The organism is Streptomyces sp. NPDC047017 (assembly GCF_040644175.1).
GTDB lineage: Bacteria > Actinomycetota > Actinomycetes > Streptomycetales > Streptomycetaceae > Streptomyces.
Genome location: NZ_JBEYVW010000006.1, coordinates 279,270 through 303,722 on the forward strand (window position 1 = coordinate 279,270; position 24,453 = coordinate 303,722).

Below are 24,453 nucleotides of genomic sequence, written 5' to 3' on the forward strand. Positions count from 1 at the left end.
CACGGGTGGAACCTCTGATCCCCGGTTCTCCACCCGGGGGTGGAGAACCCCCCGCAGGCCGCGGCACGGCGCTACCTGGCATCGGACCGGGTTGCGGCAGCGGGCGCGGCACGGAGTCCGGTTCCCACCGCACCGCACCGGGGCGGGTCTGGTGCGGTGCGGCCCGGACCGGACCCCGTACCGGGAAGGGACCGACCCCCGTACCCGGAAGGGCGAAGCCCGCCACCCGTTCTCCCCCGCCCGCCCCCGTCGGCTCCCCGGGCCGGACGAAGCGACTACGCGTCGATGCGCGAGCGGTCCAGCGTCGCCGCCGAGCTGGCGATGAACTCCTTGCGAGGGGCCACGTCGTTGCCCATCAGCAGGTCGAAGACCCCTTCCGCGGATTCCAGGTCGGAGAGGTTGATCCGGCGCAGGGTGCGGTGGCGCGGGTCCATGGTGGTCTCGGCCAGCTGGTCGGCGTCCATCTCGCCGAGACCCTTGTACCGCTGGATCGAGTCCTTGTACCGGATGTTCTTGCTCTGGAACTCCAGCAGCTTGTCGCGCAGCTCCCGGTCCGAGTACGTGTAGACGTACTTGTCCTGGCCCTTCTTCGGCTGGACCAGCTCGACCCGGTGCAGCGGCGGCACCGCGGCGAAGACCCGGCCGGCCTCGACCATGGGCCGCATGTAGCGGTGGAAGAGGGTCAGGAGCAGGGTGCGGATGTGGGAGCCGTCCACATCGGCGTCGGTCATCATGATGATCTTGCCGTAGCGCGCCGCGTCCAGATCGAAGGTCCGGCCGGAGCCCGCTCCTATCACCTGGATGATCGCGCCGCACTCGGCGTTCTTCAGCATGTCCGTGACGGACGACTTCTGGACGTTGAGGATCTTGCCGCGGATCGGCAGCAGGGCCTGGAACTCGGAGTTCCGGGCCAGCTTCGCGGTGCCGAGCGCGGAGTCGCCCTCGACGATGAACAGCTCGCTGCGGTCGACGTCGTCGCTGCGGCAGTCGGCGAGCTTGGCGGGCAGCGAGGAGGACTCCAGGGCCGTCTTGCGGCGCTGGGCGTCCTTGTGCTGGCGGGCCGCGATCCGGGTGCGGGCGGCCGCGACGGCCTTCTCCATGACCACCCGGGCCTGCTGGGCGGCGTCACGCTTGGTGGAGGTCAGGAACGCCTTGAGTTCCTTGCTGATCACGGTGTTCACGATGCGGCGGGCCGCCGAGGTGCCGAGGACCTCCTTGGTCTGGCCCTCGAACTGGGGCTCGGCGAGACGGACCGTGACGACCGCGGTGAGGCCCTCCAGGGCGTCGTCCTTGACGATGTCGTCCTCGGCGACACGCAGCAGCTTCTTGGCGCGCAGCACCTCGTTCATCGTCTTGGCGACGGCCTGTTCGAAGCCGGCGACGTGGGTGCCGCCCTTGGGGGTGGCGATGATGTTGACGAAGGAGCGCAGGGTCGTGTCGTAGCCGGTGCCCCAGCGCATCGCGACGTCCACGCCGAGTTCCCGGGTGACCTCGGTGGGCGTCATCTGGCCGTGCTCGTCCAGGACCGGGACCGTCTCCTTGAAGGTGCCCTGTCCACTGAAGCGGAGGACGTCGCAGACCGGCCTGTCGCTCGCCAGGTACTCGCAGAACTCGCTGATACCGCCGTCGAAGCGGAAGGACTCCTCGCCCTTGCTGCCGCCCTCGCCGAGCCCGTACTCGTCCCGGACGACGATGGTCAGTCCGGGCACGAGGAACGCCGTCTGCCGGGCCCGCTGGTGCAGGTTCTCCAGGGAGAGCTTCGCGTCCTTGAGGAAGATCTGGCGGTCGGCCCAGTAGCGCACGCGCGTGCCGGTGCGGGACTTGGGGATCTTCTTGGTCTTGCGCAGGCCGCCCTTGGCCTCGAACCTGGCCTCGGCGCCGTTGCCCGTGAAGGCGCCGGGCACGCCGCGCCGGAAGCTGATGGCGTGGGTGTGACCGCCGCGGTCCACCTCGACGTCCAGCCGCGCGGACAGGGCGTTGACCACGGAGGCACCGACACCGTGCAGACCGCCGGAGGCGGCGTAGGAGCCGCCGCCGAACTTGCCGCCCGCGTGCAGCTTGGTCATGACGACCTCGACGCCGGACAGGCCGGTCCTGGGCTCCACGTCGACCGGGATGCCGCGGCCGTTGTCCCGCACCTCGACGGAGGCGTCGTCGTGCAGGACGACCTCGATGCGGTCGCAGACGCCCGCCAGGGCCTCGTCCACGGAGTTGTCGATGATCTCCCACAGGCAGTGCATCAGACCGCGGCTGTCGGTCGACCCGATGTACATGCCCGGGCGCTTGCGGACGGCTTCGAGCCCCTCAAGGACGAGCAGGTGCCGCGCGGTGTAGTTGGAACCGTCCCGGTCTGCTCCTGCCAGCAGCGCTGTGGACGGCACGGACGTATCGGCGGTCACGCGGTTCGCTCCTCGCTGAATTTCAGATGAGGCCCTGGTGGGTAAGGGCGCGGCTTCGGTTGCCGCTCAGAGGGTACCGAGCCCTGGTAGAGCCCTTGTAACGCAACCCTCGGCAGCGTCCTACACTAGTCGAGAGTCGTATGTACGTTCGATCCCTCGATGGAGTGAAGCACATATCACGTTCCCTTCGGGGCATGAACCATTTAGGCTCCGGGCACGTCCTCATGAACAACCGGCAACCCAGCCGGGAGGACCGACCATGACCGACAGCGCGAACCCGTAAGACACGCAGAAACGTAATACGGCACATTCGCCGCCAAACCGGCAACGGACAGCCGCCTCGGGAAGATTTTTCGAGGAAAAGCCGCGAGCGGGAACGTTTGGGGCTGGTTGGATGTTGACCCTGGTACGACAGCTCGTCGAGCTAGAGAAGAGGCGACGTGACTACTGTTCTGACCCCCGCGAGCCCGCTGACGGCCGCTGACCGGTGCGACCGCTGCGGCGCCCAGGCGTACCTTCGCGTCGTCCTGCTGAGCGGCGGAGAACTGCTCTTCTGCGCCCACCACGGTCGCAAGTTCGAGCCGGAACTCAAGAAGATCGCCGCTGAGATACAGGATGAGAGCGAGCGCCTGACCTCCGTTCCGGAGAAGGCGTCCGAAGAAGAGCGCTGACAGAGCGCTGATATCTCGCACGACGAGCCAGCGTCGGCGAAGGCCGGCACCCGGGCGGCCGCTCCTGACACACAGGAGCGGCCGCCCGTCGTCGTGCCCGGTGCCCCCGGTCAGGCCCGCCCCGCCCCCGGGCGCGCCTTCTGGAGACCGCCGACCCGGCGCAGTGTCCGTACGACGTCGGACACCCGCGTGTAGACGCCGGGGTTCCCCGCGCGCCCGCACCCGTTCCCCCAGGAGACAAGCCCGATCAGCCGCCCCCTGGCCACCAGCGGACCCCCGCTGTCGCCCTGGCAGGCGTCCCGGCCGCCCCCTCGCTCACCCGCGCACAGCATCGACCCGGACGTGTACGTGCCCTCGACACTGCCCGGATACGCCCGCTCGCACTGGGCGTCGGACAGTACATGCACGTGCGCGGCGTGCAGGCTGGTCGGGTAGGCGGCGGTACCGGACGTATCGCCCCAGCCGTAGACCGTGGCACTCGTACCGGGGGCGTACGCCGCGTCGCCCGCGCCCGCCATCGGGATGACGGCGTTCGCCGGAAGCGGCTCGGCGAGCGTGATCACGGCGAAGTCGCCCGAGTGGGTGTCTCTGTCGTAGCCCGGATTGACCCAGGTGGCCTGGACCGGGATCTCCCTGCCCTGCTGGGAGAGCAGGTCCGTACGGCCCTCGATCACCTTCAGATCACTGGTCGGTGGCGCGCCGACGGCATCCGCGCCCAGGCAGTGGGCTGCGGTGAGCACGGCGTTGCGGGCGACGGCGACCGCGCCGCAGAACTGCCCCGCGCGGCTGCCTCCGAACCGGTCGCGGCTGGAGAGCGCCACGGTCCACGGGCTCTGCGACACATCGACGGGGAAGCCGCCGACGACAATGCTGCCGGCTGCCGCCGGCGCCGCGCTCACCAGCGGTATTGCGGCTCCCGCGCTCGCCAGGACCAGCGGCCCGGCCAGTGCCCGGGCAATACGGCGTCGCATGCGCTCTCCTCACTCTGGGATGATCGTCGGACACCCAGAGTCGGGCAGAGCGGCACGGTCCGCAGCACGAAGGCCCGGCTCCCCGAGGGGAACCGGGCCTTCGCTGTCGTTCGACCGGACTAGTCGAGGTAGTCGCGCAGCACCTGCGAACGCGACGGGTGGCGCAGCTTCGACATGGTCTTGGACTCGATCTGACGGATCCGCTCACGCGTGACGCCGTAGACCTTGCCGATCTCGTCGAGGGTCTTGGGCTGGCCGTCGGTGAGACCGAAGCGCATGGAGACCACGCCCGCCTCGCGCTCGGAGAGCGTGTCGAGGACGGAGTGCAGCTGCTCCTGCAGGAGGGTGAAGCTGACCGCGTCGGCGGGGACCACGGCCTCGGAGTCCTCGATGAGGTCACCGAACTCGCTGTCGCCGTCCTCGCCCAGCGGGGTGTGCAGCGAGATGGGCTCGCGGCCGTACTTCTGGACCTCGATGACCTTCTCCGGGGTCATGTCGAGTTCCTTGGCCAGCTCCTCCGGGGTGGGCTCGCGGCCCAGGTCCTGGAGCATCTGGCGCTGGACGCGCGCGAGCTTGTTGATGACCTCGACCATGTGCACCGGGATACGGATGGTGCGGGCCTGGTCGGCCATGGCGCGGGTGATCGCCTGACGGATCCACCAGGTGGCGTACGTGGAGAACTTGTAGCCCTTGGTGTAGTCGAACTTCTCGACCGCGCGGATCAGACCGAGGTTGCCCTCCTGGATGAGGTCCAGGAAGAGCATGCCGCGGCCGGTGTAGCGCTTGGCCAGCGAGACCACCAGACGGAGGTTGGCCTCCAGGAGGTGGTTCTTGGCGCGGCGGCCGTCCTCGGCGATGATCTCCAGCTCGCGCTTGAGCTTGGGGGCGAGCTTGTCCGCGTTGGCGAGCTTGTCCTCGGCGAAGAGACCGGCCTCGATGCGCTTGGCCAGCTCGACCTCCTGCTCGGCGTTGAGCAGGGGGACCTTGCCGATCTGCTTGAGGTAGTCCTTGACCGGGTCGGCCGTGGCACCGGCGGCGGCGACCTGCTGGGCCGGGGCGTCGTCCTCGTCCTCGTCGGAGAGGACGAAACCGGCGCTCTCGGTGCCCTCCGGCTCCTCCGCGCCCTTCGGTTCCTCGAGAACCTCGTCCTCGACGAGTTCGGCGTCGTCCTTCTTGGCGGTGGTCTTCTTGGCCGCCGTCTTCTTGGCCGCGGCGGTGGTCTTCTTGGCCGCGGTCTTCTTCGCGGCGGTGGTCTTCTTGGCCGCGGCCCTGCCGGCGGCGGTCTCGTCCTCGGCGGACGTGTCCACGGCAGGCGCGGCCGGAGTGGCGGTGGCGGTGGCCTTCCTGGTGGTCACCGTCTTCGCCGCGACCGTCTTGGTGGCGGTGCGCTTGGCCGGGCTCTTCGCTGCGACGCTCTTCCGGGTGCGCTTGTTTGGCTCCGCGGCACTGACCATCAGCGTCACACCCTCTTCCTCGAGGATCTGGTTGAGGCTGCGCAGTACGTTCTTCCACTGAGTGGCCGGGATCTGGTCAGCTTCGAAGGCCCGACGCACATCGTCGCCGGCGATCTGCCCCTCAGCCTTTCCCCGCTCAATGAGCGCCATGACAGAGACGGACTCGGCGATCTCCGGCGGGAGCGTACGGGATGTGCTGGCCGACACGAACAACCTCTCGGAACGTTGGAAAACGGCTTCCGGCCCCGTCCACAGTGGACAGGAGCCGACCACCGGCCTGGGGATGGGCCGACGGCGCGGGCGGGGGCCGGGAAGAGCACAGCGCCACCACTGGCGTCTGTATTCCCTCCGCGGCTGTCACCTCTTAGGTCATCGCGTGGCTTCCAGGAGCGTTACGCCCAATCCGCGTGGCCCGAGTCACACCCCGTAAGTGCGCAAAAGCAGTCAGAAAAGGGCAGAGCGGAGCAGTGGGCGACACGTGCGACATCCGTCGAGGCTTTCGCCCGCGCGCCGCCAGCGGCTTTCGGGCCGAAGCTCGCACGCAGGGCACGCGCGGACCCCACCGAGTGCGCCGGAGGAACCGGCGGGGTCCTGCGAAGGCCGTTCACCGCCCGGGAAAGGCCGCGGCAGGACCGGCGGGGGTCCGGCCGGGCGGGGCCACGGGAGGACAGGAGTCCGGCCGTGCCGCCCGCGTCCGGAGTGCCGCTCGCGGCTCAGTGCTCGCGCGGCGCGGGGACCACCCGCTCGATCTCGGGGTGGACCGTGAGCAGCTGGCGCATGGCCGCTTCCGCCGCCGCGCCGTCGGCGGCGGCGAGCGCGTCGACGATCCGGCCGTGCTGACCCACGGACGTCTCGTTCGGCCGGTCGCATCCCGTGACCGGGCCGCCGGACACCTGGAGGGCGGCCGAGACGATCCCGGAGAGGTGCTCCAGCATCCGGTTGCCCGCGACCTGGATGAGGAGGCCGTGGAACTCGGTGTCCGCGCGGGAGAAGGTGAGCGCGTCACCCTGCGCCAGCGCGTGCCCCATGATCTCGACCATGTCGCAGAGGCGCTGCTGCACGTCCTCGCGCCCGTGCCCGGCGGCGAGCCGCGCGGCGAGCGGCTCGATCGTCCAGCGCAGCTCGCTCAGCTCCCGGCGCTGGTCGTCGCGCTGCGGCCCGAAGGCCCGCCACTCGATGATGTCCGGGTCGAGAAGGTTCCAGTCGCTGACCGGGCGCACGCGCGTGCCGACGTTCGGCCGGGCGCTGACCAGGCCCTTGGCCTCCAGGACGCGGAGCGACTCGCGGACGACGGTGCGGGAGACCTCGAACCGCTGCCCGATCTCCTCGGGCACCAGCGGGCGGTCGGCGCCCAGGTCCCCGGAGACGATCATCTGTCCCAGCTGCTGGACGAGTTGGCCGTGCAGTCCGCGGCCGCGGTTCCCCGCGGTGCGGCGGCCCACGCGCCCCAGCTCCGTGTCCCCGCCCTCCCAGGCGGGGCTTCCGACACGGTCGGGGACGGGCGCCTCGGCGTACGGGTAGCGGTCGAGTTCGCCCGGGCCGGCCAGACCGGAGTCGGTGGAGCGGGCGGCGGTCATCATGGTGTGCGCAAGGGTACTCACGGATCCTTTGTCGGCGTTGCTTCCAACTCCCTTGAGGTCTTTGGTGAAAAGCACACGAAAGGGTGATCGCTCACTTCGTCGCAATTGACGCCTTATCGGAAAGAAATGTGCTTTCCGTGGGGAGTTGCGCATCATGCTCGACCGGAAGCGTGCGAAGGGTTGTCATCGGGTTCTGTTCCGCAGGGTCGTCAGCGCAAACCCCCCCAGCAGCACCAGGAGCGACAACGTGAGGGCGCCGCCCACCGGTTGACCGATCACGCGGGCCGCGGCGGCCAGGTACCGGTCCCCGCCGAAGGGCCACGGCAGCAGGAACGTCCGCCGCAGCCGCGCGGGAAGGCCGTCCGCGTCCCACGGCGTTCCGCCCAGCGCCTTCTCCACCAGGGGTACGACGACGACCGGTACAGCGACCACCGCCGCGAGACCGGCGGTGGCGGACCGGAACAGGCCCGCGGCCAGTACGCCGGCCCAGGCGCAGCCGACGACGAGGCCGATCCAACTCGCCACCGGCGAGAGCCAGTCGCCGGGAACCTGGGTGAGCTCCCGTCCGTATACGAGGTACAGCACCTCGGCGTCGCAGCCGATCGTGAGAAAGGCCAGCAGCAGCGTGGCGGCGGCGGCGACGAGGAGTTTCGCGGTGAGCAGGCCGAGGCGGCGGGGGACGGTGCCGCGGTCGGCCGCCAGCGCGGGGTGGCGGAACTCGTCGCCGAAGGCGAGCGCGCCGAGCAGCCCCGCGCCGAGCGCGGCGGGCGGCAGGGGAAGCTCCTGCGGCCACGCCGCCAGCAGTCTCGGCTGCGGTGTGTGGCCGATCTGTCCCATGACCAGGGCCATGAGGGCGGAGACGACGAGGACGGTGGCGCAGATGACGAATCCGGTGCTGATGCCGCAGGCGCGGCGCAGCTCGTAGCGCAGGGGCCGCAGCGGGCTGCGGCCGAGGCGTACGGAGATGGGGGGTGGCAGGGGGGACGCGGTGCCGAGGGCGGCGGCCTCCGCCGGTCGCGGGGTGGGGATGGAGGGCTGCGCGGTCGTGGCGTGCCGGGTGGTGGGCCGATCAGTGGCGGGGCGGGCGGTGTGATGGTCGGTCTGCGGGGCGGCCGCGCTTCCCTTTCGGGTGCCGGAGCGTCGGCGGGCTGAGAGCCGCGCGGCGACGAAGGGGAAACGGTTCGGGGCGTCCGTACGGGCTGACGTGCCCGCACGGGCCGACGTGTCCGAACGGGCCGGTGCGTCCTGGGACCGCGCGGAGGTGAGCGCGGCCGCCGGGCGGGCGATGGTGTGCTTTTCGTCGGAGTACGCGGCCCCGGGCGGATCTTCGGGGTGGGCCGGTGCGGAGGGGCCGCTGCGGCGGGCGCGGATGGAGGAGCCGAGATCGTCGGAGCGCAGGGGGCGGAAGCGGCTCCCGGCGCGCACCGGCGCGGAGTCACTGTGCGCGGAGGCCGCTGGGGGTGCGCCGGTGGAACATGCGGTGTCCGGTGCGCCGGGCGCGCGGTCGGCGTGCGCGGTCGCCGGGGCGGGGTCGGACCCGGCGCGGGAGGGGCCTTCGGACGGTCGTCCGGCGAGGCGGAGCGTTTCGGCGTGCGCGGAAACCATCTGCTCCTCGGGAAGTCCGGCCCGCTCCTCGTGGCTGGCGTCGAGCGGCTGGTCGTTTTCCATCGCGGCGGCGAACAGGGCGTCGAGGCCACCCGTGGCGCGCGCGGACTCGGCGGACACGCCGGCCGCTTCACCGGCGGGGAGCGCGGGAGGGGCATCGGCGGCCTCCGCCGCCGGCCCGTGGGGCGCGGCACCGGCGACGGACGAGGTGCTGCCGGGCCCCGCCGCCTCGCCGGTCGTCGACCTGCCGTGCGTGTCCGTGTCGATGGCCTCGCGAGCGCCGGTGGGCTCGCGTCGTCCGGTGAACCGTGCGTCGCCGGCCGCCGACCGCCCCGCACCGGCCTCCGGCGCCGGCTGGTCCGGGCGCTCCCCCGCCGCCTGCTCGACCGCCGGGTTCGGTACCGCGGCACCGGCACCCATGTCGCCCACCTCGTCCGCGAGTTGGTGGACGAGGATGCCGTGCCGGAAGGCGGTCTCACCGATGTCGGCACAGGTACTTCCGTAGACGGACAGACGGTTGCCGTCCTCGCGGACGACTTCGACGGAGTGGCGGGCGGTGCGCGCCTCCTTGGTCAGGACGGCCGCGAGGCGGGTGGCGTGCGGGCTGCGGACGGCGACGCGGGGGCGCAGCCGGTGGCGGGCGAAGTCCGTGGCCTCCTGGTCGGCGACGAGAGTGCCGCATTCCAGGGTGACGACGCGGTCGGCCGTGCGCGCCGCCTCCTTGGGGTCGGCGGTGGTGAACAGGACCGTGCCGCCCTGGGTGGCGTGTGCGCGCAGCATGCCGTGCAGCCAGCGGCTCTCGCGCGGGGACAGTCCTCGGGCGGGGTCGTCGAGCACCCAGGTGTGCGGGTCGGCCAGCAGTACGCAGGCCAGGCCCAGGCGTCGGTCCATGCCGCGTGAGAGGGTGCCCAGTCGCTCCTCCCGGAAGCTGACGAGCCCGACGACTTCGAGTACTTCGTCGGCGCGGCGGGCCGGAAGACCCGCTGCCGCGCAGAGCATGCGCAGGTGTCCGCGGACGGTGCGGGCGGGGTGACCGGGGACGTCGCCGAGGAGGGCGCCGACCTCGTGTGCCGGGTGCGGGATGCGGTGCAGGGGGCGTCCCTTGAAGTAGGTGATGCCGCGGCCCTGTTGAAGTTCGAGCATGAGTCTGAGCGTCGTCGTCTTGCCCGCGCCCGCGGTTCCCAGGAGCGCGGTGACACGCCCCGCGTGCGCTTCGAAGGAGACGTCGTCGACGGCGGGCGTAAGGCCCTTGCGGGAGTCGCTGGTCAGTCCGAAGGCCTGGATCACCCGCAGCAAGATAGCGCGTTATGTACCTTTTTTCGGGATCGCGACGCGCATACGGGATCGTCGGTGTTCGACTCGCCTTCTTGTTCGCCCTGCGTGCACACGTCCGGCAGGCGTGGCGCCGGGGGCGGCGGAGGTCAGACTTCGGGGCGCAGCATGGGCGGGTTGAGCAGTGTGGCGCCTCCGGCCCGGAAGAGCTGGGCGGGCCTGCCGCCCTGGCGGGTGGTCGTGCCGCCGGTCGGTACGAGGAAGCCCGGGGTGCCCGTCACCTTGCGGTGGAAGTTGCGCGGATCGAGTGCCACGCCCCACACCGCTTCGTAGACACGGCGCAGTTCACCGACGGTGAACTCGGCCGGACAGAACGCGGTCGCCAGCGACGAGTACTCGATCTTCGAGCGGGCCCGCTCCACTCCGTCCGTCAGGATCTGGACGTGGTCGAAGGCGAGCGGGGCCGCAGGCTCGCCCTCCCGGCCGTAGCCGCCCTGCTGCAGCAACTCCTCCACGGGTGCCCAGCGGGCGTCGCCGGCGTCCCCGCCGGCCCTGGGCGCCGGCAGGTCCGGAGCGAGGGCGAGGTGGGCGACGCTGACGACTCGCATCCGGGGGTCGCGCCCGGGGTCGCCGTAGGTCGCGAGCTGTTCGAGGTGGGCGCCGTGGTCCTGGGCGGGCGCGGCGGGGTCGTGGGCGTGCAGGCCGGCTTCCTCGGCCAGTTCGCGCGCTGCCGCCTGCGCCAGGTCCTCGTCGGCCCGTACGAAGCCGCCCGGGAGCGCCCAGCTCCCCTGGAACGGGGACTCCGCCCTGCGCACCGCCAGCGCGCACAGGGCGTGGCGGCGGACGGTCAGCACGACCAGGTCCACGGTGACGGCGAAGGGCGGAAAGGCTGACGGGTCGTAGGGCATGCGGTGATCATAGTCGTCTGCCTGACGATAAACACTCCCTTCGCCGGCCGCATCGATGGCTGGTCCACGAGATCCGCCACGGTTTCCGCCGATCGTGTCCCGTCCTCGTGCGGTACGCCGTCGTGCGAGGTCACGCTCCTAGCTGGAGACCGTCGGCCGCCTCCTCCACGAGGGCGAGGCCGAGCCGGCTGACCCGTACGGCGAACGGGGCACCGGCCACCCGCAGCCCGGTGAGGCCTAGCTCGCCGAGCGGTGCCGTGCGCAGCGGGCGCAGCGTCACTGTCCGGGCCGGGGTGTCCGGGCGGATCCCCGCGCACGCGGTCAGCAGCAGGACGGCCGCTGCCGCAGCGGTGGCCGCGGGACGGCAGGCCGCGGGGTGCGGCACCGGGGCGCCGCCGACGGCGCGCTGCGCCCCGGCGAACATCTCGGGCAGCCGGTGGCCGAAGGCGTCGGCCGCCGCGAGAACGCCCCGCAGCAGCGCGCCGGCCTCCTTCTCGTGGCCCGCGGCGGCCAGGCCGGCGACGGCCACGGCGGTCTCCGCCACCCGCACCGCGCCCGCGCGGTGGCCGAAGGGGTTGTGTCCCGCCTCTTTCGCGGCCAGTCCCCGCAGGCCCCAGCCCGAGTCCATCGCGGGGCTCCCCAGCAGCCGGGCGAGCTGCTCGGTCCGTCTGCCGTCGAGCAGCCCGGGTGCGTACGCGCCGCCGCCCAGCAGTCCGGTGTCGAGGAGGTGGGCGGCGGCCGCGTCCAGGTGCGGCAGCAGCCGGCCGTCGGGGGCCCGGCCCACCGCCGGTCTGCCGCCGCCCGGGTCATCGATCCAGAACTCGTCCCGGAAGGTTGTCCGCAGCCGCTCGGCCCACTGCCGCAGTCCTGCGGCGCCCGGCCGGCCGAACGCGTCGAGCAGGTCCGCACCGAGTACGGCCGCGCGATGCGCGTGTGCCTGAGTCTCGGAGCGGACGGGCCGTCCGGGCAGCGGGTCGCACAGATATGTGCCGTCGTCCACGGCCGTGCGCAGCCAGGTCAGGCAGCGCTCGGCCGCCGGGAGCAGTTCCTCCGTCTCCTGGTCGGGCAGCCCCCAGCGGCGCGCCTCCGCGAGCAGGGCGGGGAAGAGCAGGGTCGCCTCCGTGCCGGTGCTGCCTGGCGGCAGGTGCGGGCCCGCGTCGCGTCGCGGTCCGGGGATCATGCCGTGCCGTGGTCCCGGGCCGGTGTGCTGGGCGCGGGCGAGGGCGCGCAGGGTTCCGGCGGCGAGGCGGGTGCCCAGGGGCAGCGCCATCCGGGCCGCGACGAGCGCCTCGGCCGGCGCCAGCCCGCACCGCCAGGGTGCTCCGGCCGCGAGGTACAGGTCGGCGGGGTGGGCCGGGTCGCGCAGCAGCAGCGCCTGGAGGTCGGCGATGCCGGTGCGCAGGAGGGCCTCGGCGCCGGGGGTGTCGCCGGTGGCCCGGGCGTCCGCGAACGGGCTCGTCGCCGCACGGCCCGCGGCCCGGACCGGCCCCGCGCCGTCCTGCCGCACCCGCAGTTCCACGGTCGCCGTGCCGCCGGGGGGCAGCTCGAACTCCCAGCGCAGCAGCCCGGCGGAGGCCAGCGCGTCCGTGGGCGGCGGGTCCGCGGTGACCGACGCGCGCACGGCGCCGAGGGACCAGCGCAGGCCCGCGCCACGGACGCTCGCGGGCCGTTCACCGCCCGTGCGGCCGGAGGCGATCTCGGCCAGGTCCGCGAGGTCCGTGCCGAGGGCCACCTCCAGGGGCAGGCGCAGCGGGCGGGGGGCCGCGCTGCGCAACATGATCCGTTCGGTGCCGTCCGCGTCCCGGGTGCGTTCCACGAGAACGTCGGGGTCGGGGCCCGCGCCGGGCGAGGCACGCAGGACGCCCGTGAACCGCACCTGACCGGCCTCGGTCATCAGGGCCTGCACCACCAGCGGTTCGCGCCCGGCGACCCGGACCTGGCAGCGGGAGAGCAGGCGTCGGCCCGCGCGGTAGAACCCTTCCAGGCCGCGCCCGCTCAGCTGGCCCTGGGCGGTCGAGATCGCCAGCCCGGGGAGGGCCACGCAGATCAAGGCGTCGTGGGTCGGGGGCAGCTCCGCCAGGCCGCGTGTGCCGGGCTGCGCCGCCGCGCGCGGGACTCCCCAAATGGCCGGCTGGACGCGCTGCGGACTGACCGGGGCGGGGCGTGGTGGACCGGTGCGTCTGGTGGCGGCCGGGGCGGTTTCGAAGGGGGGCGAGGGGGCGAGGGGTGGGGAGCTGAGAGCCGTGGTGTTGAGTGCTGCGGGGTTGAGGGCTGTGGGGTCGCCGGTGGTACAGGGCGGAGTCTGCTGGTGCATGGGGCGGCTTCCTCTGCGCTCTGAGGGCCTCGGGCGGGTGCGGTGCCTGACGCGTGCTCCGGAGGGGCACGTGAGGGGCGCGGGGGTGGCCCGTCCGAGTGCTCCGCCACTCAGGTGAACGGTGCGGGGCTCGCCGGGGTCACGCCTGTGGCCGGGCGAGCCGTCCGAATGGCGGCTGGACGGACGGCGTGTTCACGTGTCTTCGCCTCCGGCCTCGCTCCTCGGGGCAGCTGCGGCCGATCGGCTCGCGCCCCGGCCGTGTGTGCCGTCCTTCACCGCGGCTCGTGTGCCGTCCTTCACCGCGGCTCGTGTGCCGTCCTTCACCGCGGCTCGTGAGCGGGTGCGTGCCGACGGTCCGGACGGGCCGGGACGGGCGTCGCCGGTCCGGGCCGTCGGCGGGCGGGTCCCGTCCGCGGCTCGGCGGGCCGGGCCCGACGCGTCGGGCCGTGATCGGCGCCGACGGCGTGACGGCGTCTCCGTCTCCGCCTCAGCCTCCGCCGAGGACCGGCTGTCCGCCTCATCGGTCACCGCAGGTGGCAGCGTGGTGCCCGTCCGGTCGTGCTTCGTCGGCCGACCGGCCCTCCGGGCGTCGGCCCGCGCCGTGTCACCGCTGTCCTCCCTGTCGCTGGGGTGCTCCAGGTCCTCCGCCGCCCGCGCGCCCCCGCTCGCTGTTCCGGCCGTCCCGTCGTCGGCCTGTGCCTCCCCGGCGTCCTGCTTCTCCCCCGGCCCCCGGTCCCCGGCGGTGGGTTCCGCGGTCCGTGACGGTGTCCGTGTACGCGCGCGTTCCTCGCGCTCCGTGCGCAGGCAGCGGCGGACCGACTCCGGGTCCAGTCCCTCGTTGCAGGCCTGGTGGAGCAGGCGGGCGAACAGGTACTCGGGGTCGGCGCCCAGTGCCATGGCGAGGGCTTCGCGGGCCTCCAGTCCGTCACCGGTCGACCAGGCCACCCAGCCCGCGAGGGTGAGCGGCGCGGCCGCGTGCTCCCCGTACGGGCCGACGCAGCGGCGGGCGAGGGCGCGCCACAGCCTCAGCGCCGGACCGGCCTCGTCCCCCTCCATCCACTCGGCCGCGCGGTCGCGGGTGGTGCGGTCCTGCAGGCCGAGGATCAACGAGGCCGCCTCTTGGTGGTCGAGGAGTCCGTCGTCCCGGAGGTCGGCGGCGGGAGCGGCCCCGGGGGCCAGGGGTGCGGCGGCGAACCGCCGCAGGACCCGCCCGGCGAGTTCCAGGGTGTCCTCGGCCACCGCCGCGCGGCTCGACTCGTCGAGGATCCTGGGCACCAGGGCGCGGCCGGCGGCGTCGAGCGCGGCCTCCTGCTCCCGCGCGGCGGAGTTCTCCCAGGGGAGCAGCCGGGCATGCAGCTCCCGCAGTGTGCCGCGTACCTGGAGGCCGGCGTAGGTCGCCGCGGCGGCCAGCACGGAGGTGCCCGGCAGTCCCATGGGCCATCCGTCGTCGGGGCAGCAGACGTCGGTGGGGCAGCAGTAGGACCAGAAGCGGCCCCCGGAGATGCACAGGGCCTCGATCACCGGGACGTCGAGGTGGCCGCACTCCGTGCGCAGCTTGTGGGCCAGCGGCTGGAGCCGGCGCATGACGTCCTGCCCGGACTCGCCGGCCGCCGGCTCCTGGCAGAGGAACGCGACCATCTGCTCGGGCTTGGCGCCCCTGCGCTCACCGCCGGTGATCAGGCCGTGCGCCAGCTGCCGGGCCGCCGAGGGCCAGTCGCCGCCGTTCGCGGGGATGCCGAGCCTGGCCCGGCCGCCGAACCGGCCACGGCCGTCCTGATCGTGCAGGGCGACCAGGACGATGGAGTCCTCGGGCCGATACCCGAGCAGATAGGGCAGGGCGTCGGCGAGCTCCGCCGGAGTGCGCAGGGTGATCTGGTGCTCGGGGCCGGGCCCGTCGTACGCGATGTCACCGTTCTCGAAGGGGCCGGTCGCTTCGCTGTGATTCGTCATGCGCCGACGATCTCGCGGAAATCGGCATTCCGCTTTGACCTGTGGATAAGTCGGACCAGGGACACGTCAAGCCAGCGCCGGGACACCCCGCCCCGCCCCGATTGTCAGTGCCGTCCTGTTGTATGGACGCATGGAGCACACGAGCAACGCGGAACTCCGGGCGGCGGCCGACGCGGTCCTCGCCCGCCTCGTCGGGGACGGCACGGGCGCGGCCCGGCTGCGCGAGGACCAGTGGCGGGCGATCGAGGCGCTGGTCGCCGAGCGCCGCCGGGCCCTGGTCGTGCAGCGCACGGGCTGGGGCAAGTCCGCGGTGTACTTCGTGGCCACCTCCCTGCTGCGCTCACGGGGAAGCGGCCCCACCGTGATCGTCTCCCCGCTGCTCGCGCTCATGCGCAATCAGGTCGAGGCCGCGGCCCGGGCCGGCATCCACGCCCGCACGATCAACTCGGCGAACACCGAGGAGTGGGACACCGTCCAGGCCGAGATCAACGAGGGCACGGTGGACGTCCTGCTGGTCAGCCCGGAGCGGCTCAACAACCCCGACTTCCGTGATCAGGTGCTGCCCGAGCTGGCGGCGGCCACCGGGCTGCTCGTCGTGGACGAGGCGCACTGCATCTCCGACTGGGGACACGACTTCCGCCCGGACTACCGGCGGCTGCGCACCATGCTCACCGAGCTGCCGCCCGGCGTACCGGTCCTCGCGACCACCGCGACCGCCAATGCCCGGGTGACGGCCGACGTGGCCGAGCAGTTGGGGACCGGCGACGCCGCGGGTGCCCTGGTCCTGCGTGGTCCACTGGACCGGGAGAGCCTCAGCATGGGTGTGCTGCGGCTGCCGGACGCCGCGCACCGGATGGCCTGGCTCGCCGACCACCTCGACGACCTCCCCGGTTCCGGCATCATCTACACGCTCACCGTGGCCGCCGCCGAGGAGGTCACCGCCTTCCTGCGGAACCGCGGGCACACGGTCGCGTCCTACACCGGCCGGACGGAGAACGCCGACCGCCAGCAGGCCGAGGACGACCTGCTGGCGAACAAGGTCAAGGCCCTGGTCGCCACCTCGGCCCTCGGCATGGGCTTCGACAAGCCCGACCTCGGCTTCGTCGTGCACCTCGGTTCGCCCTCCTCCCCCATCGCCTACTACCAGCAGGTGGGCCGCGCGGGCCGCGGTGTCGAGCACGCCGAGGTGCTCCTGCTTCCGGGCAAGGAGGACGAGGCCATCTGGGAGTACTTCGCCTCGCTCGCCTTCCCCTCGGAAGAGCTGGTGCGCCGCACCCTCGACGTGCTCGCCCGGGCGCAGGGGCCGGTCTCGCTGCCCGCCCTGGAGCCCCAGGTCGAGCTGCGCCGTTCCCGTCTGGAGGCCATGCTCAAGGTGCTGGACGTGGACGGCGCGGTCAAGAGGGTCAAGGGCGGCTGGGTCTCGACCGGTCAGCCGTGGACGTACGACGCGGAGCGCTACGACTGGGTCGCGCGGCAACGGGCCGCCGAGCAGCAGTCGATGCGGGAGTACGCGGCCACGACGGGCTGCCGGATGGAGTTCCTGCAGCGCCGGCTCGACGACGAGAGCGCCAAGCCCTGCGGCCGCTGCGACAATTGTGCGGGCGTCCGGTTCACCGCCGACATGTCCACGACGGCCCTGGACGCCGCCCGGGTGGACCTCGGCCGGGCCGGGGTGGAGGTGGAGCCGCGGCGCATGTGGCCGACGGGCCTGCCCGCGATCGGCGTCGATCTCAAGGGGCGTATCCCGGCGGGCGAGCAGGCTTCGACGGGGCGTGCGCTGGGGCGCCTGTCCGACATCGGCTGGGGCAACCGGCTGCGGCCGATGCTCACCCCGCACGCGCCCGACGGCCCCGTGCCGGAAGATGTGGCCCGCGCCGTGGTGGGCGTGCTGGCCGACTGGGCGAAGGGTCCGGGCGGCTGGGCCGCGGCCGCGCCGGACGCGCAGGACCGCCCGGTCGGTGTCGTCACCATGACGTCGCGCAGCAGGCCCCGGCTCATCCACTCCCTGGGCGCGCACATCTCGCAGATCGGCCGGCTGCCGCTGCTGGGCACCGTGGAGTACACCGAGGACGCCCACCGGATGTCCCGGAGCAACAGCGCCCAGCGCCTCAAGGCCCTCGACGGAGCCCTGACCGTGCCGCCTGCTCTGGCCTCGGAGCTGGCCGACGCCGCGGGCCCGGTGCTCTTGGTGGACGACTGCACCGAGACCGGCTGGACCCTCGCGGTCGCCGCCCGGCTGCTGCGAAGAGCCGGCGCGCGGGCGGTGTTGCCGCTGGTCCTCGCCGTGCAGGGCTGAGCGGCACCAGGCGTCGCCGGGCACATCCCTGGGTAGGGATATAAGGCGCGGGTCGCCTGATAACGCCCGGCGGCTCCAATTGCTCGTTGCCGCATCCCGGTTCGACAGGAAGAATTGAAGTCCGCTCCCCGCGCGGCTCGGCCGTGATCCGGTAGGGCCCTGCCGCGGTGCGGGCTCCCCGCATCCGACCCCGCCCGCAGTGTGGGCGCGTAGCCGAAGGGAGGAACGTGACCTTCGGATTCGCTCCGTCCTCGGCGGCCTCGCTGCCGACGTCCGCCGCCTCCGCCCAGCGTGTGCTCGAACCCTCGGAGTGGGCGGCCGCGGGCATTCCGCTGCTGCGCAACCCGCGGGAGGTCGTCAGCGGGCTGCACGCCCGGCACCACCCGGGTCCGTCCACCGCCGTGGTCGCGGTCCTCGATCCGGACGAGCGGCTGCGGGCGAGCGCCTCGTTCCGCCACCGTCCGGCGCCCGCCGACGGCTGGATGTTCCGCAACGCGCTCCTGGCCCAGTTGCGCCGGGTCATCCCGCACGATCTGCGGCGCCGCACTCCGGTGCGCACCGCCGTACTGCTCTACTGCCGTGAGGGCGACGCGCGTTGGACGGAGGAGGACGGCGCCTGGATGTGGGGCCTGCGTGACGCGTGCACCCTGCATGGGCTGCGCTGCGGCGCGTACATCACCCTGACCCGGGACGGCTGGCAGGTCCTCGGCGAGGGGCGCGGTGGGCGTCGCCCGAACTCCGGCTCGGCGCCGGAGCCCTTCGGCGCGGCCGAGGCGGCGCCCCCGGCGCCCCGGACCGGAGGGGCGGCTTCCGACGTTCTGCGCCGCGCGGCGGCCCGCTGACGCCGACTCCGCACGGAAGCCAGCTGACTCCGCCCGTCGGCTCCGGCTGCTGACCGCTTCCCGCCGTGGCGGCCGCCGCCGGGATGTCGTCCGGGCGCGCCCGACGCCCCAGCCACTCCGGTGGCGCCCACGGCATCGGCGTCCCGGACCCGTAAGAGACCGCGGACCAGGGCCGGATGGGACTGGGACCACGGACGAGTACGGGACCGAGTACGGCACCGCAGTCCGCTGCGAGCCATGTCCGGTCACTTCACACGCCGACGGCGCCCCGGACGCCGTCTCAGCCGTCGCGGTCCGCGATCAGCGGTCTGCGGTCAGCCGCCCGCGCCGCGCCCACCGCACGCGAAGCAGCCGCCGTGCGGTGACTCCGCCACGACGGCTGTCGTGCCGTACTCCCCCGGAAGGGCCGGCGCCCGAGCCGGAAGCGGCTCAGACGCCCGCGCCCAGCACCGAGTTGATCTGCTGCGGGTCCCCGCAGACGATCAGCAGCGTGCCGGCCTGGGAGTGTGCCTGCGGCAGGGCCGAGGCGAGGACGTCGGTGCCGCCGTTGACGGCGACCACGACGACCGGACGGGACGCCGCACGGGCGGCGCCGGCAGTGTCCGTGTAGAACACGTCGTCGCCCGCGTCGTGCTGCGCCCAGTAGGACGTCTCGCCGAAGGACAGCTCGTGGGCGGCCCAGGGGTGGGGGTCGCCGGTGGTGATCACCAGCACGTCCCCGGGGGTGCGACCCGACTCCAGGAGCAGGTCGACCGCTTCCTCGGCGGCGTCGATCGCTCCCTCGGCCGAGGCGGGGATCAGCTGGATCTGCGGTGCCGCCGGGGCGGCGGGGACAGCCGGAGCCGATGGCGCCGGCTTGGTCGCGGCCATTTCCCGGGGCATGCGTTGCGCCGGCGGCGCCGGCCGCACAGGGCCGGGGCGACCGGGGCGCGGCGCAGCCGCAGGGCGGGGGCCGGGTACGGGACGGGGGGTCGGCGCGGTGCGGCCGGTGGCCGAAGTGGCGCGGGGACCCTGGGCACTCTCGTGAATCTGAGGCTCCTCGGGAAGGAGAGGCATGAGCTGATGTTTATCAAACATTGGTGCGGCCCGCGTCGGCGGGTGGCACATCGGGGCGGGCGGAGTCGTCAGAAGTCGAAGCCGAGTTGGCCCTCGATCTCCGGAACGCCTCCGTCCATCCAGACACGGGTCTTCTTGAGGTGCCGCCAGCGCGGCAGCGCATCAAGATACGCCCACGACAGCCGGTGGTACGGGGTGGGCCCCCGCTCCTCCAGCGCGGCCTTGTGCACGGGTGACGGGTATCCGGCATTGGCCGCAAAACCGAAGTCTGCATGGTCGAGGCCCAGTTCGGCCATCATTTTGTCGCGATAGACCTTGGCGATCACCGAGGCCGCCGCGACAGCCACGCACGACTGGTCGCCCTTGATCACCGTGCGGACCGTCCAGGGGGCGCCGAGATAGTCGTGCTTGCCGTCGAGGATGACCGCGTCCGGGCGGACCGGCAGCGCCTCCAGGGCACGCATCGCCGCGAGCCGCAGCGCCGCGGTCATCCCGCGGCCGTCGATCTCCTCCGGCGAGGCGTGCCCGAGGGCGTACGCCGTCACCCACTGCCGCAGTTCCGCGGCCATCTCGGTGCGCCGCTTGACGGTGAGCAGTTTGGAGTCGGTGAGGCCCATGGGGGGCCGGCGCAGTCCGGTGACCGCCGCGCAGACGGTGACGGGGCCGGCCCAGGCGCCGCGCCCCACCTCGTCGACACCGGCGATGACCTTGGCTCCGGTCGTGGCGCGCAGGGAGCGCTCGACGGTGTGAGTGGGTGGTTCGTACGGCATGGCGCCCTCAGCCTACGCCGCCGGGATCCGGCTGTGACACCCCGGTCCCCCGGCGTTCCCGGTGCCCCGTGGGGCGCGGCGGTCAGGGCGCGGCCGGGCGCAGCAGCGGCATCATCAACTGGTCGATCATCTCTTCCAGATCCTGGTCCGTCCATTCGCTCGTGCACATCTTCGAGCGGTACATCATCATCGCCGGGATGGCGTCGAAGACATAGCCGTTGGCCGCGTCCGGCCGCACCTCGCCCCGCCTTATCCCTCGTGTGACGACTTCGCGGAGCAGCCTGATGGTCGGCTCCACGACGGCGTCGAAGATCACTCCATGGAAGCGCTCCACCTGGGTCGCGTCGCATTCGTGAACCACGGCCTGCAGGGCGGTGCCGGGGCGCGAGAACATCGCCTCGCGGGCCCGCAGGCACAGCGCGAGCAGGTCCTCGCGCACGCTTCCGCGGTCCGGGACGCCTCCGACGGGCGGCAGTCCGGTCTGCAGGGCGTCCGCGACGAGGTCCTCCTTGGTGGGCCAGCGGCGGTAGACGGCGGCCTTGCCCGTCTGGGCGCCGGCCGCCACGCCTTCCATGGTGAGGCCCTTCCAGCCGACCGTGCCGAGTTGGTCCAGCGCGGCATCGAGGATCGCACGTTCGAGCACGGCGCCGCGCCGACGGGGGGAAGCCGTCCGGGCGGGGGCGTCCGCCCGGCGCGAGGTAACCATCTGTCGCCTCCAGCGAGCAGGGAGCGGATTCTTCGGGGTGGGAGGCCGAACGGCGGCGGGGGGGGACGCGCCGCGTGACGGAGCCACCGAGTGAACGCTTGCGTTCACTAGCGGGGACTCACTACCGTTGGCCCGGCAGTGAACGGAACCGTTCACTAAAGCTGGCGTGGGGGACCCATGGCGACAACCTCTCAAGTGATCCAGAACCAGGAACCGGGGGCGGCCCGCCGGGCGGGACATCCCGGACTCGCGCTCACCGTCATCGCGGCCTGCCAACTGATGGTGGTACTCGACGCGACGATTGTGAACATCGCGCTCCCGCACATTCAAGACGCGCTCGACTTCAGCACCACCGACCTCACCTGGGTCGTCAGCGCCTACACGCTCACCTTCGGCGGTCTGCTGCTCCTGGGCGCCCGGGCCGGTGACATCCTCGGCCGCCGCCGGGTCTTCATGACGGGCATCCTGCTGTTCACCTTCGCCTCGCTGCTCGGCGGGGTCTCCCAGGAGCCCTGGCAGTTGCTGACCGCGCGCGCCCTGCAAGGGGTGGGCGGCGCGATCGCCTCGCCGGCCTCGCTGGCGCTGATCACGACGACCTTCCCCGAAGGCCCCGAGCGCAACCGGGCCTTCGGAGTGTTCGCCGCCGTCTCCGCCGGTGGCGGCGCCATCGGACTCCTCGCCGGCGGCATGCTCACCGAGTGGCTCGACTGGCGCTGGGTGCTCTTCGTCAACGTGCCCATCGGAGTGCTGATCGCCCTGGTCACGCCGTTGTACATCAACGAGTCCGAGCGGCACCCGGGACGCTTCGACATCTCCGGCGCGCTGACCTCGACGGTGGGCATGGCCGCTCTCGTCTACGGCTTCATCCGCGCCTCCGAGAACGGCTGGCGGGACGGTCTCACGCTCGGGTCCTTCGCGGCGGCGGTCGTCCTGCTGGCGGCCTTCGTCCTCATCGAGCGGCGCGCCAAGGAGCCGATCACACCGCTGCGCATGTTCGCCGACCGCAACCGGTCGGGCACGTACGTCATCATGCTGAGCCTGGCCGCGGCGATGTTCGGGGTGTTCTTCTACATCGTGCTGTTCGTGCAGAACGTCCTGGGCTACAGCCCGATCAAGGCGGGACTGGCCTTCCTTCCGGTGACCGCCGCGATCGCGGCGGGTGCGGGGCTGTCGCAGCGGTTCCTCCCCGCGCTCGGCCCCAAGCCGTTCATGGTCACCGGCTCGGCCCTGGCGGTGACCGGACTCTTCTGGCTGACCTTCATCAGCCCGGACAGCTCCTACCCCGGGGGCGTGCTCGGGCCGATGCTGGTGTTCGGTTTCGGGATGGGGCTGAACTTCGTCACCGTGACGGTCACCGCCGTCTCGGGTGTCGCCCCGCACGAGGCGGGCGCCGCCTCCGGGCTGCTGAACGCCACGCAGCAGGTGGGCGGCTCGCTGGGGCTGTCGATCCTGACCACGGTGTTCGGCTCGGCCACCAAGGACGAGGCGAAGAAGCAGCTGCCGAAGTTCCTCACCGAGGGGTCCGCGGAACAGAAGGCGCAGTTCGCCAGGTCCCGTCAGCTGCCCGCGCCCTGGGGGCACGAGGTGCTGGCCCACGGGATCTCGACCGCCTTCGTCCCGGCCGCCGCGATGGCCCTGCTCGGCCTGGTGACCGCCTGGCTGGTCATCCGCGTCCGCAAGAGCGATCTGGCGGCCCTGGCCGGAACGGCGGGCCCGGGGATCGGCTGACGACGGCACCGCGCGGGCCGACCGGAACCACGCACCGCCGAACGCCACGGGAAGGCGTCCGCGACCGCCCGGCCGACCCGCGCACCGCCGCCGCCCACCACCGGCCAGGAAAGCTCCGCCACTGGGCCGGAACCCGGCCACCGCCGCCGCCAGGGCGGCCACGACCACCACCGCCGGCAGCACAGCGAGTACAGTCCACTCCCGCCCTCTCATGTCCCACCCACCTCCGAGTCCCCCGCCCGTCACCACCGGCCCCCGCCCCGGCGGCGACGGACCGACACCAGCACAACGGGCTCCGGTCACGCAGAGTTCCCGGCGGACACGGACAGTTCGCACGGCTCAGGCCGGCAGCGGCACCCAGTCGGGCAGCGCCTCCGTGTCGCGAACCCACTCGGCCGGTGGCGCGCCCGCCTCCCCGGCGGCCAGGACGCCGCCCACGATGGCGCAGGTGGTGTCCACGTCACCGCCGACCTGGGCGGTCCTCCAGAAGGCGCCCTCGAAGTCACCGAGGGACCGGGCGGCCGACCAGAGCGCGAAGGGCACGGTGTCATGGGCGCTCGTCCGCCGTCCGCAGCCCAGGACCGCCGCGACGGTGGTCGCGTCGCCGTAGTCGAGCATGCCCCGGGCGCGGCGCAGCCCGGCCCCGACCGCGCTGCGGCCCGGTACGAGGGCGATCACGCCGTCGAGCAGCGCCCCGGCGCTCGGCGGACCGCCGGGGGCGGCGACCAGGGCGGCGGCCGCGGCGACGGCCATGGCCCCCACGACGGCCTCGCGGTGCTGGTGGGTGGGGTAGGCCGAGATCTCCGCCTGATGCGTGGCCTGCTCGGGGTCGTCCGCGTACCAGGCGCCCAGGGGCGCGATCCGCATCGCGGCGCCGTTGCCCCAGGAGCCCCGGCCGTTGAAGAGCGCGGCGGCCAGCTCCCGCCAGTCCCCGCCCTCCCGGACGAGGCGCAGCAAGCGGTTGACCGCGGGGCCGTAGCCCCGGTCGAAGTCGTGGTGATGGGCGAAGGACCGGGCCAGCGCGTCCTGGTCGATGCGGTGGTGGGCGGCGAGGACGGCGACCACGGAGCAGGCCATCTCGGTGTCGTCGGTCCACTGCCACGGGCCGGGCGGCAGCTCGCGGCGCTTGAGGAGGGGGTAGTTCGCCGGTACGAAGAACTGGGAGCCGAGCGCGTCGCCCACCGCGAGTCCGCGGGCGGCGGCCAGGGCGCGTTCCAGGCGCCCGCCGGGAGAGAAGTCAGAGGTCATCGCTGGGTCACTCTATCCAGTGGTCATCCGATGGTCCCGAACGGCGCCGGGTCGCGCCAGCGCTTGAACGGCCGGTCCATGGCGTATCTGTCGTCGTCCCCGAGGACGAGCATCCGCATCTCGGCGTTCCCGGGGTTGGACAGGCACTCGAATTCCGCGACCGTCCAGTGGAACCAGCGCATGCAGAACAGCCGCATGGCCAGGCCGTGGGTCACCAGGAGCACGTTCGGCGGGTGGTCGGGGGCCTCGAAGCTGCGGAAGAGGCTCTCCAGGAAGCCGCCGACCCGGTCGTAGACGTCGGCGCCGGACTCCCCCTGGGCGAACCGGTAGAAGAAGTGCCCGTAGGCGTCCCGGTACGCCTTCTGGAGGCGTACGTCGTCACGGTCCTGCCAGTTCCCCCAGTCCTGCTCGCGCAGCCGGGGCTCCTCGCGTACCCGTATGAGATCGGGGTCGAGGTGGAAGTGCTGGAGGGTCTCGTGGGTGCGGCGGTAGGGGGAGACGTACACGCTCACGCGTTCCCGGCCGAACAGGTCGCGCAGTTCCTTGCCGGTCGCCTCGGCCTCCCGGCGGCCCCGCTCGGTCAGGGCCAGAGCGTGGTCGGGCTCCCGCTCGTAGACGGAGTCGTCGGTGTTGCCCGTCGACTCGCCGTGCCGGACAAGAACGATGCGCCGTGGTCGTGCCAT

At 72.9% G+C, this 24,453-nt stretch carries 17 protein-coding genes; 4 read left to right on the forward strand and 13 right to left on the reverse strand.

All coding sequences use genetic code 11. The annotated features are described in order from the left end of the window. Nucleotides 1-275: 275 nt before the first annotated feature. Nucleotides 276-2,399 (reverse strand): DNA topoisomerase IV subunit B, encoded by a 2,124-nt coding sequence (locus ABZ858_RS13075; protein ID WP_361375899.1) that lies wholly within the window; start codon nt 2,397-2,399, stop codon nt 276-278. 440 nt (nt 2,400-2,839) lie between these two features. Between ABZ858_RS13075 and ABZ858_RS13080 the strand changes: the two genes are divergently transcribed. Beyond that, nucleotides 2,840-3,070 carry a hypothetical protein gene (locus ABZ858_RS13080; RefSeq protein WP_361375902.1) on the forward strand — a complete coding sequence of 77 codons (231 nt, stop codon included), beginning with the start codon at nt 2,840-2,842 and terminating at the stop codon, nt 3,068-3,070. A 110-nt stretch (nt 3,071-3,180) separates the two neighbouring features. Here the strand turns inward: ABZ858_RS13080 and ABZ858_RS13085 are convergent, their stop codons facing one another. From ABZ858_RS13085 to ABZ858_RS13115, 7 genes are all read right to left on the reverse strand, one after another. Further along, a complete protein-coding gene (locus tag ABZ858_RS13085) occupies nt 3,181-4,041 on the reverse strand; it encodes a serine protease (RefSeq protein ID WP_361375905.1) in 861 nt (286 codons plus the stop codon). 119 nt (nt 4,042-4,160) lie between these two features. Further along, the gene (locus ABZ858_RS13090) at nt 4,161-5,702 is read right to left on the reverse strand and encodes an RNA polymerase sigma factor (protein ID WP_361375908.1); all 1,542 of its coding nucleotides are present in this window, start codon (nt 5,700-5,702) and stop codon (nt 4,161-4,163) included. A 506-nt stretch (nt 5,703-6,208) separates the two neighbouring features. Beyond that, nucleotides 6,209-7,096 (reverse strand): FCD domain-containing protein, encoded by an 888-nt coding sequence (locus tag ABZ858_RS13095; protein WP_361375911.1) that lies wholly within the window; start codon nt 7,094-7,096, stop codon nt 6,209-6,211. A gap of 162 nt (nt 7,097-7,258) precedes the next feature. Beyond that, nucleotides 7,259-9,967 (reverse strand): ATP-binding cassette domain-containing protein, encoded by a 2,709-nt coding sequence (locus ABZ858_RS13100; protein WP_361375914.1) that lies wholly within the window; start codon nt 9,965-9,967, stop codon nt 7,259-7,261. Between the two features lie 134 nt (nt 9,968-10,101). Next, nucleotides 10,102-10,860, reverse strand: coding sequence for an NUDIX domain-containing protein (locus ABZ858_RS13105; protein ID WP_361375917.1), 759 nt, complete (start codon nt 10,858-10,860; stop codon nt 10,102-10,104). Between the two features lie 130 nt (nt 10,861-10,990). Continuing rightward, nucleotides 10,991-13,174 carry a glycogen debranching N-terminal domain-containing protein gene (locus ABZ858_RS13110; protein ID WP_361375920.1) on the reverse strand — a complete coding sequence of 728 codons (2,184 nt, stop codon included), beginning with the start codon at nt 13,172-13,174 and terminating at the stop codon, nt 10,991-10,993. Between the two features lie 192 nt (nt 13,175-13,366). Beyond that, nucleotides 13,367-15,124 (reverse strand): DUF4192 domain-containing protein, encoded by a 1,758-nt coding sequence (locus ABZ858_RS13115; protein WP_361375923.1) that lies wholly within the window; start codon nt 15,122-15,124, stop codon nt 13,367-13,369. Nucleotides 15,125-15,254: 130 nt separating this feature from the next. Between ABZ858_RS13115 and ABZ858_RS13120 the strand changes: the two genes are divergently transcribed. Continuing rightward, the gene (locus ABZ858_RS13120) at nt 15,255-17,420 is read left to right on the forward strand and encodes a RecQ family ATP-dependent DNA helicase (protein WP_361375926.1); all 2,166 of its coding nucleotides are present in this window, start codon (nt 15,255-15,257) and stop codon (nt 17,418-17,420) included. Between the two features lie 227 nt (nt 17,421-17,647). Then, nucleotides 17,648-18,262 (forward strand): hypothetical protein, encoded by a 615-nt coding sequence (locus ABZ858_RS13125; protein ID WP_361375929.1) that lies wholly within the window; start codon nt 17,648-17,650, stop codon nt 18,260-18,262. A gap of 429 nt (nt 18,263-18,691) precedes the next feature. Here ABZ858_RS13125 and ABZ858_RS13130 read toward each other — a convergent pair whose 3' ends face one another. The 3 genes from ABZ858_RS13130 to ABZ858_RS13140 all read right to left on the reverse strand — a co-directional run bounded on the left by ABZ858_RS13130 (nt 18,692) and on the right by ABZ858_RS13140 (nt 20,794). Beyond that, nucleotides 18,692-19,318: a hypothetical protein gene (locus ABZ858_RS13130; protein WP_361375932.1), complete on the reverse strand. Its 627-nt coding sequence runs from the start codon at nt 19,316-19,318 to the stop codon at nt 18,692-18,694. A gap of 68 nt (nt 19,319-19,386) precedes the next feature. Beyond that, nucleotides 19,387-20,088, reverse strand: coding sequence for a ribonuclease HII (locus tag ABZ858_RS13135; RefSeq protein WP_361375935.1), 702 nt, complete (start codon nt 20,086-20,088; stop codon nt 19,387-19,389). 82 nt (nt 20,089-20,170) lie between these two features. Next, a complete protein-coding gene (locus tag ABZ858_RS13140; RefSeq protein ID WP_361375938.1) occupies nt 20,171-20,794 on the reverse strand; it encodes a TetR/AcrR family transcriptional regulator in 624 nt (207 codons plus the stop codon). Nucleotides 20,795-20,971: 177 nt separating this feature from the next. Here ABZ858_RS13140 and ABZ858_RS13145 point away from each other — a divergent pair, with 177 nt between their 5' ends. Next, nucleotides 20,972-22,522 carry an MFS transporter gene (locus ABZ858_RS13145; RefSeq protein WP_361375942.1) on the forward strand — a complete coding sequence of 517 codons (1,551 nt, stop codon included), beginning with the start codon at nt 20,972-20,974 and terminating at the stop codon, nt 22,520-22,522. A gap of 339 nt (nt 22,523-22,861) precedes the next feature. Here ABZ858_RS13145 and ABZ858_RS13150 read toward each other — a convergent pair whose 3' ends face one another. Both ABZ858_RS13150 and ABZ858_RS13155 read right to left on the reverse strand, forming a co-directional pair. Next, nucleotides 22,862-23,770 carry an ADP-ribosylglycohydrolase family protein gene (locus tag ABZ858_RS13150; RefSeq protein WP_361375945.1) on the reverse strand — a complete coding sequence of 303 codons (909 nt, stop codon included), beginning with the start codon at nt 23,768-23,770 and terminating at the stop codon, nt 22,862-22,864. 23 nt (nt 23,771-23,793) lie between these two features. After that, on the reverse strand, nt 23,794-24,453 hold the full coding sequence (locus ABZ858_RS13155) for a histidine phosphatase family protein (protein ID WP_361375948.1): 660 nt from the start codon (nt 24,451-24,453) through the stop codon (nt 23,794-23,796).

Excerpts from the sequence above, each read along its gene's own strand:
- ABZ858_RS13085 (WP_361375905.1), bottom strand. The coding sequence starts at position 4,041 with ATGCGACGCCGTATTGCCCGGGCACTGGCCGGGCCGCTGGTCCTGGCG.
- ABZ858_RS13105 (WP_361375917.1), bottom strand. The coding sequence starts at position 10,860 with ATGCCCTACGACCCGTCAGCCTTTCCGCCCTTCGCCGTCACCGTGGAC.
- ABZ858_RS13110 (WP_361375920.1), bottom strand. The coding sequence starts at position 13,174 with ATGCACCAGCAGACTCCGCCCTGTACCACCGGCGACCCCACAGCCCTC.
- ABZ858_RS13115 (WP_361375923.1), bottom strand. The coding sequence starts at position 15,124 with ATGACGAATCACAGCGAAGCGACCGGCCCCTTCGAGAACGGTGACATC.
- ABZ858_RS13120 (WP_361375926.1), top strand. The coding sequence starts at position 15,255 with ATGGAGCACACGAGCAACGCGGAACTCCGGGCGGCGGCCGACGCGGTC.
- ABZ858_RS13130 (WP_361375932.1), bottom strand. The coding sequence starts at position 19,318 with ATGCCTCTCCTTCCCGAGGAGCCTCAGATTCACGAGAGTGCCCAGGGT.
- ABZ858_RS13135 (WP_361375935.1), bottom strand. The coding sequence starts at position 20,088 with ATGCCGTACGAACCACCCACTCACACCGTCGAGCGCTCCCTGCGCGCC.
- ABZ858_RS13140 (WP_361375938.1), bottom strand. The coding sequence starts at position 20,794 with ATGGTTACCTCGCGCCGGGCGGACGCCCCCGCCCGGACGGCTTCCCCC.
- ABZ858_RS13145 (WP_361375942.1), top strand. The coding sequence starts at position 20,972 with ATGGCGACAACCTCTCAAGTGATCCAGAACCAGGAACCGGGGGCGGCC.
- ABZ858_RS13150 (WP_361375945.1), bottom strand. The coding sequence starts at position 23,770 with ATGACCTCTGACTTCTCTCCCGGCGGGCGCCTGGAACGCGCCCTGGCC.
- ABZ858_RS13155 (WP_361375948.1), bottom strand. The coding sequence starts at position 24,453 with ATGGCACGACCACGGCGCATCGTTCTTGTCCGGCACGGCGAGTCGACG.